Annotated in this window: 13 protein-coding genes and 4 tRNA genes; 12 read left to right on the top strand and 5 right to left on the bottom strand. The window is 49.6% G+C overall.

The features are described 5' to 3' along the window. Window positions 1–311: 311 nt before the first annotated feature. The gene (locus MKX50_RS06940) at window positions 312–1,667 is read right to left on the bottom strand and encodes a dipeptidase (protein WP_213589212.1); all 1,356 of its coding nucleotides are present in this window, start codon (window positions 1,665–1,667) and stop codon (window positions 312–314) included. A 259-nt stretch (window positions 1,668–1,926) separates the two neighbouring features. Between MKX50_RS06940 and MKX50_RS06945 the strand changes: the two genes are divergently transcribed. The 3 genes from MKX50_RS06945 to MKX50_RS06955 all read left to right on the top strand — a co-directional run bounded on the left by MKX50_RS06945 (window position 1,927) and on the right by MKX50_RS06955 (window position 5,126). Further along, a complete protein-coding gene (locus tag MKX50_RS06945) occupies window positions 1,927–3,183 on the top strand; it encodes a peptidylprolyl isomerase (RefSeq protein ID WP_213589210.1) in 1,257 nt (418 codons plus the stop codon). A gap of 192 nt (window positions 3,184–3,375) precedes the next feature. After that, window positions 3,376–4,119 (top strand): class I SAM-dependent methyltransferase, encoded by a 744-nt coding sequence (locus MKX50_RS06950; protein ID WP_213589208.1) that lies wholly within the window; start codon window positions 3,376–3,378, stop codon window positions 4,117–4,119. Continuing rightward, window positions 4,116–5,126 (top strand): MBL fold metallo-hydrolase, encoded by a 1,011-nt coding sequence (locus tag MKX50_RS06955; protein WP_213589206.1) that lies wholly within the window; start codon window positions 4,116–4,118, stop codon window positions 5,124–5,126. The genes MKX50_RS06950 and MKX50_RS06955 overlap by 4 nt, the downstream gene beginning before the upstream one ends. Window positions 5,127–5,201: 75 nt before the next feature. Here MKX50_RS06955 and MKX50_RS06960 read toward each other — a convergent pair whose 3' ends face one another. Continuing rightward, a complete protein-coding gene (locus tag MKX50_RS06960) occupies window positions 5,202–5,762 on the bottom strand; it encodes a phosphatidylglycerophosphatase A (protein ID WP_213589204.1) in 561 nt (186 codons plus the stop codon). Window positions 5,763–5,927: 165 nt separating this feature from the next. On the opposite strand from MKX50_RS06960, the gene MKX50_RS06965 reads away from it, so the two are divergent. From MKX50_RS06965 to MKX50_RS06975, 3 genes are all read left to right on the top strand, one after another. Next, window positions 5,928–6,989 (top strand): GerMN domain-containing protein, encoded by a 1,062-nt coding sequence (locus tag MKX50_RS06965; protein WP_213589202.1) that lies wholly within the window; start codon window positions 5,928–5,930, stop codon window positions 6,987–6,989. 209 nt (window positions 6,990–7,198) lie between these two features. Continuing rightward, window positions 7,199–7,957: a ribonuclease PH gene (gene rph / locus MKX50_RS06970; RefSeq protein WP_213589200.1), complete on the top strand. Its 759-nt coding sequence runs from the start codon at window positions 7,199–7,201 to the stop codon at window positions 7,955–7,957. Then, window positions 7,954–8,589, top strand: coding sequence for an XTP/dITP diphosphatase (locus MKX50_RS06975; protein WP_213589198.1), 636 nt, complete (start codon window positions 7,954–7,956; stop codon window positions 8,587–8,589). The genes rph and MKX50_RS06975 overlap by 4 nt, the downstream gene beginning before the upstream one ends. A 159-nt stretch (window positions 8,590–8,748) precedes the next feature. On the opposite strand, the gene cmpA is transcribed toward MKX50_RS06975, so the two are convergent. Together cmpA and MKX50_RS06985 are read right to left on the bottom strand one after the other, a co-directional pair. Further along, entirely contained in the window at window positions 8,749–8,886 is a 138-nt protein-coding gene (gene cmpA / locus MKX50_RS06980; protein WP_213589197.1) for a cortex morphogenetic protein CmpA, read from the bottom strand. Window positions 8,887–8,962: 76 nt separating this feature from the next. After that, window positions 8,963–9,313, bottom strand: coding sequence for a hydrolase/acyltransferase (locus MKX50_RS06985; protein ID WP_213589196.1), 351 nt, complete (start codon window positions 9,311–9,313; stop codon window positions 8,963–8,965). 128 nt (window positions 9,314–9,441) lie between these two features. Between MKX50_RS06985 and MKX50_RS06990 the strand changes: the two genes are divergently transcribed. The 6 genes from MKX50_RS06990 (at window position 9,442) to MKX50_RS07015 (ending at window position 11,168) form a co-directional block, all read left to right on the top strand. Further along, on the top strand, window positions 9,442–9,915 hold the full coding sequence (locus MKX50_RS06990) for a SprT family protein (RefSeq protein WP_213589195.1): 474 nt from the start codon (window positions 9,442–9,444) through the stop codon (window positions 9,913–9,915). A 69-nt stretch (window positions 9,916–9,984) separates the two neighbouring features. Further along, a complete protein-coding gene (locus MKX50_RS06995) occupies window positions 9,985–10,230 on the top strand; it encodes a hypothetical protein (RefSeq protein ID WP_213589194.1) in 246 nt (81 codons plus the stop codon). Between the two features lie 269 nt (window positions 10,231–10,499). Next, window positions 10,500–10,575: transfer RNA gene (locus MKX50_RS07000), tRNA-Asn, on the top strand. Between the two features lie 7 nt (window positions 10,576–10,582). Continuing rightward, window positions 10,583–10,674, top strand: a tRNA-Ser gene (locus MKX50_RS07005). Between the two features lie 143 nt (window positions 10,675–10,817). Continuing rightward, window positions 10,818–10,892 (top strand) — tRNA-Glu (locus MKX50_RS07010). Between the two features lie 193 nt (window positions 10,893–11,085). Next, window positions 11,086–11,168, top strand: a tRNA-Leu gene (locus MKX50_RS07015). A 149-nt stretch (window positions 11,169–11,317) separates the two neighbouring features. On the opposite strand, the gene MKX50_RS07020 is transcribed toward MKX50_RS07015, so the two are convergent. Beyond that, window positions 11,318–12,175: a Cof-type HAD-IIB family hydrolase gene (locus tag MKX50_RS07020; RefSeq protein ID WP_213589193.1), complete on the bottom strand. Its 858-nt coding sequence runs from the start codon at window positions 12,173–12,175 to the stop codon at window positions 11,318–11,320. Between the last annotated feature and the right edge of the window lie 32 nt (window positions 12,176–12,207).

Raw genomic sequence — 12,207 nt, forward strand, 5'->3', positions numbered from 1 at the left:
ATCAAGCTTAGGTATGTAGGCTGTCGTGCACTAAATGGAATTCATGTATCTAATCGCACTCTAAGTGAATGGTTTAAAGGATTAAATGGATTTTACGCACCTAAAACCAAGAATCCAGCCATGGTTGACAATTCCTTTACTTCTAACGACATGAAATCCATTTAAATCCATCTTTCCTTCTTTGCTGCAGAAATGAACTGCTATAAATCCATTTATAATAAGTTGAACTTTCTAGATCAACTTATTATAGCCATAAAACCATCCAGCCCCTTCCATACGGAGGGGGCTGGATGGTTTTATGGTCACCTGTGCTAGAGCGAATTCAGATAGTCTACGATCGTTAGCAGCCCTTTATCGAAATTCTCCAGATTGAAGTGCTCGTTGGGAGCATGGAGATTCTCGTCGGGAAGCCCGAAGCCCATCATGACGGCCGGGGCATTCAGGACGCGCGACAATGTTTCGACAATTGGTATAGAGCCGCCGTCGTGCGTAAAGAGGGCGCGGGTGCCGTATACGCGTTCGTATGCGTCCGCGGCTTTCTGCAGCATCGGATTCGCAGGATTGATAGTGAACGCCCGGGCTTTCTCGACTTGGACGATGTTCAACTTGGCGCCAGGCTGTACGTGCTGCTTGAGGTGCGCCTCGATTTTATCCAGAATATCCTGAGGATCCTGATTGCCGACTAAACGGCACGTAATTTTGGCGTGAGCTTCCTTTGGAATGACGGTTTTGGAGCCTTCGCCTTGGAATCCGCCGTATACCCCATTCAATTCCAGCGTTGGACGGGCACCGGTCCGTTCCACGAAGCTATAGCCTTCCTCGCCATAGAGCGTGTCTAGACCCAGGTCGGCTTTTAATTTGTCCTCGTTGAATGGCTGCTTGGCAAATTCCTCACGCATGGCAGGAGTCAACTCCGGCACTCCTTCATAGAAGCCCTCCACGGCTACTCTACCCTTGTCGTCATGCAGCGAGGACAGTAGGGAGACTATCGCATGCAGCGCATTCGGTACGCCGCCTCCGAAGGTTCCCGAGTGCAGATCCGTATTGGCGGTGTGCACTGTGACTTCCAGGGAGCAAAGGCCGCGAAGCCCGATGCAGATCGCTGGTTTGCCAGGCTCCAGCAGAGCCGTATCGGAGATGAGTACGACATCGGCCGCTAGCTTTTCCTTATGCTCATCCAAGTAGGGCGGAAGGTTAGGGCTGGCGATTTCCTCCTCGCCTTCAATGCAAAACTTAATGTTGACCGGGAGCTGCTTCTCTTCCTTTAATATAGCCTCCACAGCTTTGATGTGCAGAAACAGCTGGCCTTTATCGTCTGTTGCTCCGCGGGCATACAGCTTGCCGTCCCGGATCGTTGGCTCGAACGGAGGGGTCTCCCATAAGTGCAGCGGATCTACCGGTTGAACGTCATAGTGCCCGTAAACGAGCACGGTTGGTTTTCCTGGAGCATGCAGATGGTCTGCGTAAATAATCGGGTGTCCCTTGGTTGGGATGATTTCCACATTCTCCAGTCCTGCGCTCGATAGTGAGCTGGAAATCCACTCTGCTGCCCTGGCTATATCCGGCTTATGCTCGGATAGGGCGGAAATGCTTGGTATCGTTAGCAATTGCTTAAGTTCGTCTAAATGCTGTTCTCTGTGTTGTTGAAAATAGGATTCATAGCTCATCGTTGATCATATCCTCCCGGACTTTTTTGTGACTCCTTTAGTTTACTACGTTTTGCCCGCTAACACGAATACAAAGAGACAGTACTGTTAGTCTAACCGTGCGGATCATTTGTCATGTGAATTTGACAGATTTTATTAATAATCTCGTTAATTTTATTTTTCTTTAATGTACGATATCACTAATTCTGGTACTCTCTTTAAAGAGAGCTCAATTTTGAGAGCTTGGGTTGTTAGTAGATTGAAGGGAGTTATTGCGTAAATGGATGATAAAGATAAGAAGGAACTGGAATCAGTAGAGGGGGCAGAACAAGAGCAAGGAAGCGATTCTGCTGAACCGGGAACAGCTGATGAGGCAGTAACGGGATCGGATACAGGAGCTGGAACCGAAGAAGGCGTAAATGCAGATGACAGCAAGGAGGCAGAAGCGGCTGCTGAAGGTAGTGCGGAAGCAGAAGCTCAGGTAGACTTCACGGAACCGGAAGCTGTTCAAGCGATCGAGGCGATTGAGCCAACACAGGCTGCGGCCAAGCCGGATTATTTTTTTGACGGACAAGCCAATACAGGGGCAGGATCTACGCCACCCCCATCTTCCAGTTCGTCCAAAGCGTGGCCGATCATCTCTCTGATTCTAGCCGCTGGGCTGGTGATTGCATTGGTATTTCCACTGCTGAATAACAAGAAGGATGTTGTGGCTACGGTTAACGGTACTAAAATTACGCAGGATGAACTGTATAATGAACTTGTGAAGGCTGGCGGCGGAGAGCAAGCCAAGCAAGCGCTGAATGCTATGGTTATGAAGACTTTGATCACGCAGGAGGCCAAGAAAAAGAATATCGTAGTGACGGAAGAAGATATCAACGCGGAAATCGATAACTATATCAAATCCTTCGGCAGCCTTGAAATGCTGGAGCAAATGCTTCAGCAGTATGGCATGACGATGGATGATTTGAAGCAGGACTCCGAAATGAATGTCATGATTACCAAGCTGCTTGAGGATAAAACGAACGTGACAGAAGACGAAGTAAAGCAAACTTTCGAAACGTATAAAGAGTCCTTCAGCACTCCTGAGCAGGTCCGGGCTTCTATCATATTGGTAGAGACCGAAGATGAGGCTAACGAGGTCATTCAGCAGTTGAAGAACGGCAAGGATTTTGCCGAGATTGCTAAGGACAAGTCGCTGGATACCTTCACCAAGGATTCGGGCGGGGATACAGGATTCTTTGAACGTGGACAAGTGGAGCCTGCCGTCGAGGAGGCCGCATTTAAGCTGCAGCAGGATGAAATCAGCGGCGCCGTTAAGACTGACGAGGGATACAAAGTCATTAAATTGACCGACCGTAAGGAAGCCAAAGAGGGTACGTTTGAAGAGAATAAAGAAGAGATTCGCAAGGGCTTGGTAGCGCAGCAAGTTCAGGAACTGTTCGGGGATTGGTATAATGAACTAGAGAGCCAAGCGAAGATCACTAATAAACTGACGGGTGCGGATACAGCGAACAGCGATAATTCCGCAAGCTAATTTTTGAGCAAAGAAGAATTCGACTCAAGGATAGCCGGCGTCTCCTAAATAGGGATGCTGGCTATTGCTGCATTTTCGTCCTGATGGCGAGGAGCTTGCTGCAGATGTCAATTTCGATTGCAAGTTGCGGAGTTTATGTATAACCTTATGAATAGATGATTTCTTTGTATAGGTAGGAGAGGAGTAGTTCTGATGGCGGAGTGGTATGAACGCAGCTTCGGTGAAGATTATTTACTTGTCTATAAACATCGCGACGTGCAAGGAGCGAAACGCGAAGTACATACGATGATTTCTTGGCTGGATTTGCCTGCAGGGGCAAAGGTGCTAGATCTTTGCTGCGGCATGGGACGACACTCCATGGCGTTGGTTGAAGCGGGTTACGAGGTTACGGGAGTGGATTTATCGGACGTGCTGCTGCGGGAGGCGCGGAAAAATGATCCCAATGGCCGCGTTATCTGGCTAAAGGGCGATATGCGCCAATTGCCGCTTGAGAGCGGTTTTGACGCCGTTGTCAACCTGTTCTCTTCCTTTGGCTACTTTGAGGAGGATACGGAGCATATCAAGGTATTAAAGGAAATTCGCAGAGTATTGAAGCCGGGCGGACAATTTATTATTGATTTCCTAAATCCGGCATATACGGTGGAGCATCTGGTGCCTCGCTCCGAGCGGGTGGATGAAGGACAGCACATTATAGAAGAGCGCAGCATCCAGAACGGATACGTGAAGAAACATATAACGATCCGGAATATGGACTCGGGGACGACGGATGAACCGAGACATTATTTGGAACGAATCAAACTGTATAATCGGGCGGATTTTACCGAAATGTTGAATAACAGCGGCCTGCAATTGGAGCATGTTTATGGGGGCTACGGCGATATTCCCTATGAGCCGGAAACGTCTCCCCGCATGATCATGGTCGGTAGATCCCTATGACGGCCAGGCGATTTCAGGAGTGGGCCGAGGCTGGTGTGATTCAAATTCCAATTTCCATGGCTCCGCCGCTGCGGCAGGTGAACAGTTATCTGCTTCGCGGTCCAGAGGGAGTCACTATTATAGATCCAGGGCCGCGAACGGATGTGACGGAGCAGGAATGGAAAGAAGTCTTAAGGGAGCTTGGGCTTCAACCAGCCGATATTGCAGCGATTGTCCTCACCCATCATCACCCCGATCATTTCGGACTGGCCGGGTATTTGCAGCAATTGACCCAAGCTCCGGTCTACATGTCCGCTCGCTCGTATGAAGAAGCCGAGCGAATGTGGGGAGCGAAAAGTACGGTTAATGAGGCGCTGCCCGCCCTGTTTCGGCAGCATGGCATGCCTGAAGAGTGGTTGAGCCAGCTGCCGTCGCATTTGCACAGCTTTATGGCTCAAGTGACGCCTTTCCCCGAAGTTACTTTTGTAATGGAAGGCAGCCCAATCGCCATGGGAGGGGGGAACTGGGAGCCTATTGTTACCGGCGGTCATGCTCCCGGTCATATGTCGTATTATAATCGGAGCAGCAAAATCATGATCTGCGGCGATGCCGTACTGCCGCAAATATCTCCCAACATCAGCTTAGTGCCCGGCAGCGAGCCGGATCCGCTGCAGTCCTTTATGGATAGCTTGAAGCGGTTGGGTGCTTACGAAGTCAGTATGGCTTTTCCAGGACACCGCAGTCCGTTTGATTATTTCAATGAGCGGATTCGTTTGTTAATCCAGCATCATGAGCAGCGGTTGGAGCGAATGGAACAGCTGCTGCTGGAGAAGCCAATGACAGGCTTCGAGGTGTGCAGCGCCGTATTTGGAACCAAGCTGGGCATCCATCAAATGCGGTTTGCGATGTCGGAGACTCTGGCTCATTTGCTTGAGCTTGTCCGCCAAGGCCGCACGGCCTTGGAAGAGACGGGCTGGAACGGGGAGCTCCAATTCAGGGCATTGCAGGAATCTTATAGAACTCGTTAGAGGCGTTTGATTACTAAAATAAGAACAAGCCGCGCATTAACGCAGCTTGTTCTTTATTTTCTCGGCAAGTAAGATTTAGCGGTCCGAATCGATCGTTTCTTCGCCCTGTTCCTTCTCGCGCTCCGCCTGTTTGCGGTGGGCGATCCGGCTGCTCGCTGAAGCGGCAATGGCTCCAACGATATCGTCAAGAAACGTGTTGCAGGGGCCTAGGCTTTTATCGTTCAGCCGCTCCAAGACGCCGGGTTTAAGCTTGTCCACATAGCCATAGTTCGTAAAACCGATGCTTCCGTAAACGTTAACGATGGAGAATGCTAAAATTTCATCGACGCCGTACAAACCTTCGTCATTGGCGATCATATCCTGCAGCTCTGGAATCAGAAGCCCTTGCTCTGCCAAAATATCCAGTTGAATGCCTGTCAGCACGGCATTTTGGACCTCTCTCTTGCTGAGAACCTGCTCCACGTTGTGGATGCACTCCTCCATAGTCAGGTTTGGGTAATACTTCTGCTGCAGCAGCATAACCAGCTCGGCAATTTCGCCGAGTGTCACCCCGCGTTTATGCAGCCACTCCATGGTGGCATCAGCTACCTTTTTACTGTTCAAAGTATAAGGCACTTTTGCTTTTGGTTGGTCCATCCCCATTCACCTCTACCCCTCTTATATGATGTTCATGTGCTTGAATCGTCTGACTCGGCTAAGATGCAGTGTGTCCACTTCCGGGAAAAATTAGTTATTTTTCAAGAAGGGGCTCGTATATATAGTAATACAAACCTTAGAAAAATGTTAGGGAGGACCCTGGTCATGAATTGGAACCGCTCATTACGCAATACTGCCGTAGCGGGAATGCTCGCGCTTCCGTTATTGCTGACAGCCTGTAATCCTTTTGCCGCAAAATCGTCGGGTCAAATCGATCCTCCGCCTGCAGATGTTGAATACGAGATGCTGAGGAATCTTGAAGCGCAAGATCAGACAAGCCTGAGTACGGACGGTTTAATGTCCACCGTCTATTTGGAGAACGAGCACGGTTTACTTGCTCCGGTAGCCCTGCGGCTGCCTGATGAAGACAGCAGCACGCAGTTGACAAGGGCACTGGAGAGCTTGGTGAAGGACGGTCCTTACGCCAAGCTTATTCCGGAAGGATTTACTGGTGTGCTGCCGGAAGGGACGGAAGTCGAGGCCGTTACGCTGCAGAAGGATCAGCAGCTGGCAATCGTTGAATTCACGGAGCCATTCACAAATTACGATGCCCGTGATGAGCGCAAGATTATGGAGGCTCTTGCCTGGACGTTAACGGAGAATCCGGACGTTCAGCAGGTTCAGCTCTGGGTTGACGGAGCCAAATTGAACGAAATGCCTGTGGATGGGACGCCTCTGGATCGGCCATTGACGCGTGCTTTAGGCATCAACTTGGAAATCAGCAGCGGCACAAGCCTTTCGCTGAGCAGTCCGGTCACTGTGTATTTCTCAGCTGCGACACCGGAGGGAGTGCAATATTTTGTACCGGTTACCCGTTTTGTCTCAAGTACCACCGACCGGGTTCAATCGGCGCTGCATGAGCTGATTAAAGGACCGGCCCAGGGCGAAGGACTGGAGCGGGTCGTAACGGATAATACTAGCGTCGACAGTATTGACGTATCCCAGGATGGGATCGTTACTGTAGCAATCAGTGACGATATGTTTGAGCCCGGGGAGAGAGTTCCCGCCCAAATGCTGCAATCGCTTGTTCTTACCGTAACGGAGAATACACAGAAAGAACAGGTACGGATCTGGCTGAATGGCGAAAAAGATGTCATTGGGCTTGATAACCAGAAATACAGCGAGCCGGTTTCCAGGCCGGAAACCATTAACGAAATCCCTCTGTGATGCTGTAATGACGATGCTTCGATTGCTTATTGGGCTTGCTGCGGCAAGTCCAATTCTGTTATACAGGCATTTAGGCTTATGGAGCACCGTTCTGCGAAAGGGGAATACAGATAAATGGCGAGGAAGGAATGGAATGGTGATTTTATGCTTACACTTTGGTAGAATAGGGAAAGCGTAAAGACAGCATGAAACGTAGGAGGCGGGTTACGATGAGAATAAACGGGCGTGAAGCAAACGAGCGGCGGCCATTGAACTTAACAGTAAATATTAACAAGTATGCAGAAGGATCCGTATACATCGAGGTTGGAGACACGAAGGTAATATGCACGGCTACCGTCGAAGAGAAGGTGCCGATGTTCATGAAAGGCCAGGGCAAAGGTTGGGTAACTGCAGAATACGCTATGCTTCCCCGGGCAACCCACTCCCGTAACCAGCGCGAATCGGCACGCGGCAAGCAAAGCGGACGGACAATGGAAATCCAGCGTTTGATCGGCAGAGCTCTGCGTTCCATCGTTGATTTGCAAGCCCTTGGCGAGCGGTCGATCACCATTGACTGCGATGTGCTGCAAGCCGATGGAGGAACACGTACCACGTCGATTACTGGTGCATTCGTTGCTCTGGCACTGGCAGTGAACAAGATCGTGCAGAAGCACGCTTTGCCAGTATTCCCCATCACCGATTATCTGGCTTCCGTCAGCGTCGGTATCGTCGGCCAGGAGACGCTGCTGGATCTTAATTACGACGAGGACTCCAAGGCCAAGGTGGATATGAATGTAGTTATGACGGGGCAAGGCCAGTTCGTCGAAGTGCAGGGGACCGGCGAAGAGAATCCATTTTCCCGGGAAGAACTGAATAAAATGCTCGAGCTTGCAGAGAAAGGCATCCGCGAAATGATTCAAATTCAGCGTGAAGCGCTCGGACCCATCGCCATGAAGATTGGAAGCAAGCAATCGGGAGCGGATATATGAACCATAGCCAGGAATCAGTTATTATTGTAGCCACCCGGAATCAGGGGAAAGTGAGGGAATTTGCCCATGCGCTTGCCTTTTTGGGCAAGCCCGTGAAGAGCATGTACGACTATCCCGAGGTTCCGGAAGTGGTCGAGGACGGCAAGACGTTTGCGGAGAACGCACGCAAGAAGGCAAAGGAAGTGGGCGATTTCCTTGGCCAGACTGTGCTGGCCGATGATTCGGGGTTATGCGTGGACAAGCTGGAAGGCGCGCCTGGCGTTTATTCGGCTCGCTATGCTGGGGAAGGGGCTTCGGATGAGGACAACAATGCTAAGCTTCTGAGCGAATTGGAGCACATGCGGCTAGGGGAAGATACGGAGCAGCCGCTGCTTAGCACGGCCCGGTTCGTGTGTCATCTTGCCCTGTATAATCCGGCGACGGGGGAGTTTACAGAGGCTTCTGGAACGGTGGAAGGCTGGATTACATCAGAGCCGGCCGGAGAAGGCGGATTCGGATATGATCCGCTGTTTTATCTGCCGGAGTACGAGAAAACCCTTGCCGAGCTAACCGTCTCGGAGAAGCAGGCGATCAGCCATCGCGGTGCGGCATTACGCCAGCTGGCCCAGCAAATGGAGGACATGAATAAATAAGAAGCCCCGGCAGTGCGGAGGCTTCTGAGAAATTGATTACGTAATGAAGTTGCTATAACCCCTTTAAGTGACCGTATACGAGCCTGTTCATTTCCTTAAGAACGGACTGAATGCTAACTTAAAGGGGGTTTTTAGCATGACACGGTTGTGGCCGGTATGCTACTGAAGCTGGTTGTTTTCATTGTTATCTTTACGGCGGCTATAATAAAAAAACCAACAGTCATTAAGCAGGCGAATTTGACGCCGGTCTTTTTTATGAAAGGCGCGCATCATCTGGTTGCTGAGCCAATTGGGCAATACAATCTCCTCCCGACTTTTCCCTATGTACGTTAGCATATGGGGAGAAGCCGTGAAGTGTGCAGGTCCATGAACTCTATTGGCCCTCTTCTTCGTACCATTGCTCTAGCTGGGCCTGCAGCGCGCGAATTTCCGTAAGCAAAGAGATCAAGGGATAATTCTCTTCTTGTATTGCGGAGAATGCAGCTTCAAGCTCATTGATGTAGGCTAAGCCGCTTGTAATTTGCAGCGATTCCTGCAGCAGATCAAGCTGGTCGCATTCGGCAATCGCTTGCGGCAGAGATGGAACCTGGGCCGCGGTTAGCTTATCGATTTCTTTGTTCAGGCGCAAATTGAGGGCGCTTAGCTGGTAAGCGTAATCCGCAGGCATTTCTACAAAACGCAAATCGCTGCCCTGCTGCAAAATGACATATCTCATTAAGGACATTTGTTTACAGTCTCCTTTTCAATTATTGCTACTTGACAGTGTAGCTTAACAGGAAGTTAGAATTCAAGTACAAAGCGTGTTTGATCGAGGCCAGGAATATGAATGGCGGCAAGTAAGGGGGGATTTTCATGACGGATGAACAACTACAGGCCTGGGTCGAGGAGATTTCGCTTCGCAGCTTTGGGTTGCCTTTTCGCCATGAAGCCAGGTTTAACCGGAGGCTCAGATCGACAGGCGGCAGATATTTCATGAAGTCCCACCATATCGAGATTAATCCGGCCCAGCTGGCTGCTTACGGGGTAGAGGAAGTGGAGAAAATCATTAAGCATGAGCTATGCCATTATCATTTGCATATTATGGGCAGAGGCTACAGACACCGGGACCCGGAATTCAAAGCGTTATTAAATCGGGTAGGGGGAAGCAGATACTGTCAATCGCTGCCTGGAGACCAGGGCAGAAGAACATTGCCTTATCGGTATATGCTCAAGTGTACAAGCTGCGGTATGGAATATTTGCGCAAACGCCGCGTTGATCCTCGGCGATACCGCTGCGGTAAATGCTCGGGAAGCCTTCATCTGTCGAGTTATGGGCAGCAGAATTGAAGTAAATTGAAATAAGCACCAGAGCTGAAATGTGGTATACTACAAAAAAAGATAGGGAAGTGATCTATTATGGCCAAGTCCAAAGCCAAACGAATGCGCGACAAATTAACGCGTGAAGGCAGACGCAACCCGGAATTGGGGAGAAGCCCCTTTGCCGCAGCAGATTTAAGAACGAGAAGAACCAAAACCAAGCAAGAGCTGTTAAATCAAAGTAAGCATAAACAGAAGAACCTGATCTCTTATTATGGAGATGATGGTTCTTTTTTGTTGGCAAGAAGCAGCTCGGCTTGTCATATATATGAAGTGGGAGCGTAAGGATCCAAATGGGAGAGGAGCAGCCGGCCCCGAAGAGCAATATGCGGACGGAGGCGAAGCAAAATGAGTGCAGAGATGCTGATTCAACTGCTAGTACTTATCGTCATGCTCATCGAACTGGCGCGGCACCGAAAGGATTCCTGAAGTTCCGTGAAGGTCTGGCCTTTGGTGCCAGGCCTTTCCAACCCTTTTATGGCATGTCCATATTCTTGACTTTGCATCAAAATCATGATAAATTATACCGTAAATCTATAGTAAACAATTAGCGTTCCCCGATAGCTCAGTCGGTAGAGCACTCGACTGTTAATCGAGTTGTCACAGGTTCGAGTCCTGTTCGGGGAGCCATGTCTTTGGAGAGATACCCAAGTGGCTATAAGGGGACCCTCTGCTAAGGGGTTAGACTGCGTAAGCGGTGCGAGGGTTCGAATCCCTCTCTCTCCGCCACTATAGATTGAATCATAAAGCCAAAGTTCTGATGGGCTTTTTTTTATTTCTATTATAAAAAAAGGGGTTGCCAACGCTCGCGAACTTTGCTATACTCATTTTTGTTGTCGCTCCAAAAAAGACTTCACCTTAATTATAAATATGGCCCGTTGGTCAAGGGGTTAAGACACCTCCCTTTCACGGAGGTAACAGGGGTTCGAATCCCCTACGGGTCACCACTTTCATATATATGCTTCAGTAGGGTGAGAATCCCTTGGGGGTTCGTCGGAGCATCGGCTTCGGTAGGAATACTTCGCAGTCTCGAACGGAGAGAGAGTATCCCCTACGGGTCACCACTTTCATATATATGCTTCAGTAGGGTGAGAATCCCTTGGGGGTTCGTCGGAGTATTGAAGTATTATAACTTAATATGCGGTCGTGGTGGAATGGCAGACACGCTATCTTGAGGGGGTAGTGGGTGTATACCCGTGGAGGTTCGAGTCCTCTCGACCGCATTGATAACAAAGGGAAGAACCTTGCGTAAGCAGGGTTCTTTTGAACTTTTTATTACATCGAAATATATAGTAAAAGCAGCTTAAGGAATCTACATACGGTAAAAAGAAAAGCATCCTCGCCATTGGCGAGGATGCTCTATAATGGAGACTTAAAGATCTAGAAGCGTATTTAAGGCATAGGCAACTCCGTGTTCGTTGTTACTGCGGGTAGTCAAAGTGCTTAGCCGCTTGACTTCCTCGACGGCGTTGCCCATCGCTACCTTTGTTCCAGCAATCTGAAACATGGAAATATCATTATAACTGTCACCGATAACGATCGTATCAGCCATGTCGATATCGTAATAGGAAGCCAGAAATTGAAGGGCGCTTCCCTTGTCTGTTTCGGTCGATATGATTTCTAGCGTATGCTTGGCAGCGGCCGTTGTATGGACGAAAGGCTGATCGCGGAAATGATGGCGAATTCGATCCAGCTTCGCATCATCATAAGTAAAAATTAACAGTTTATAAATGGGGCTCCCGGCTTGTACCACCTCACGAAGATCATCAATTTGCTTGAAGCCGAATTGTTGAAACTGGGTTTGCACACCGGCCTGCAGCGTATCTGCGTCGATGTCGGGATTGGCGCTGACAAGGATATCGATTTCGGCCTGGAGCTTGCCTTCTCCGCCACATGGTGAATAAATGTCCTCCGGGCAAAATATTTCGAAATATACGTCCTGCTCCAATAAGTAACTTATGGATTCAGCAGCAATGGGGTGGGGAATCGGAGTCTCGTTCAGAAGACGTCCGCGCTCATCGTGGACAGCAGCTCCATTGGATGAAATGATCGGAATGGATAGATCCTCGCCAATTATTCCTTTCACATCAAAGCGGGCTCTGCCTGTGCATATCGTTACTTTATGATCCTCGCCGGACAAAATATTGCGAATGGCCGCGAGGCCCTCTGTGCTAGGCTTGCTCTCGGCGGTGAGCAAGGTTCCGTCCAAATCGATAGCAATTAATTTCATGCATATAGCCTCCCTATAGCTTGTTCTGCGGT

The sequence above is a fragment of the Paenibacillus sp. FSL W8-0186 genome (assembly GCF_037969765.1).
GTDB lineage: Bacteria > Bacillota > Bacilli > Paenibacillales > Paenibacillaceae > Fontibacillus > Fontibacillus woosongensis.

What these genes read in the sequence shown, in the direction of transcription:
- rph (WP_213589200.1), top strand. Translation starts at nt 7,199, where the DNA reads ATGAGAATAAACGGGCGTGAAGCAAACGAGCGGCGGCCATTGAACTTA.
- MKX50_RS06965 (WP_213589202.1), top strand. Translation starts at nt 5,928, where the DNA reads ATGAATTGGAACCGCTCATTACGCAATACTGCCGTAGCGGGAATGCTC.
- MKX50_RS06985 (WP_213589196.1), bottom strand. Translation starts at nt 9,313, where the DNA reads ATGTCCTTAATGAGATATGTCATTTTGCAGCAGGGCAGCGATTTGCGT.
- MKX50_RS07020 (WP_213589193.1), bottom strand. Translation starts at nt 12,175, where the DNA reads ATGAAATTAATTGCTATCGATTTGGACGGAACCTTGCTCACCGCCGAG.
- MKX50_RS06945 (WP_213589210.1), top strand. Translation starts at nt 1,927, where the DNA reads ATGGATGATAAAGATAAGAAGGAACTGGAATCAGTAGAGGGGGCAGAA.
- MKX50_RS06950 (WP_213589208.1), top strand. Translation starts at nt 3,376, where the DNA reads ATGGCGGAGTGGTATGAACGCAGCTTCGGTGAAGATTATTTACTTGTC.
- MKX50_RS06955 (WP_213589206.1), top strand. Translation starts at nt 4,116, where the DNA reads ATGACGGCCAGGCGATTTCAGGAGTGGGCCGAGGCTGGTGTGATTCAA.
- MKX50_RS06940 (WP_213589212.1), bottom strand. Translation starts at nt 1,667, where the DNA reads ATGAGCTATGAATCCTATTTTCAACAACACAGAGAACAGCATTTAGAC.
- MKX50_RS06995 (WP_213589194.1), top strand. Translation starts at nt 9,985, where the DNA reads ATGGCCAAGTCCAAAGCCAAACGAATGCGCGACAAATTAACGCGTGAA.
- MKX50_RS06975 (WP_213589198.1), top strand. Translation starts at nt 7,954, where the DNA reads ATGAACCATAGCCAGGAATCAGTTATTATTGTAGCCACCCGGAATCAG.
- MKX50_RS06990 (WP_213589195.1), top strand. Translation starts at nt 9,442, where the DNA reads ATGACGGATGAACAACTACAGGCCTGGGTCGAGGAGATTTCGCTTCGC.
- MKX50_RS06960 (WP_213589204.1), bottom strand. Translation starts at nt 5,762, where the DNA reads ATGGACCAACCAAAAGCAAAAGTGCCTTATACTTTGAACAGTAAAAAG.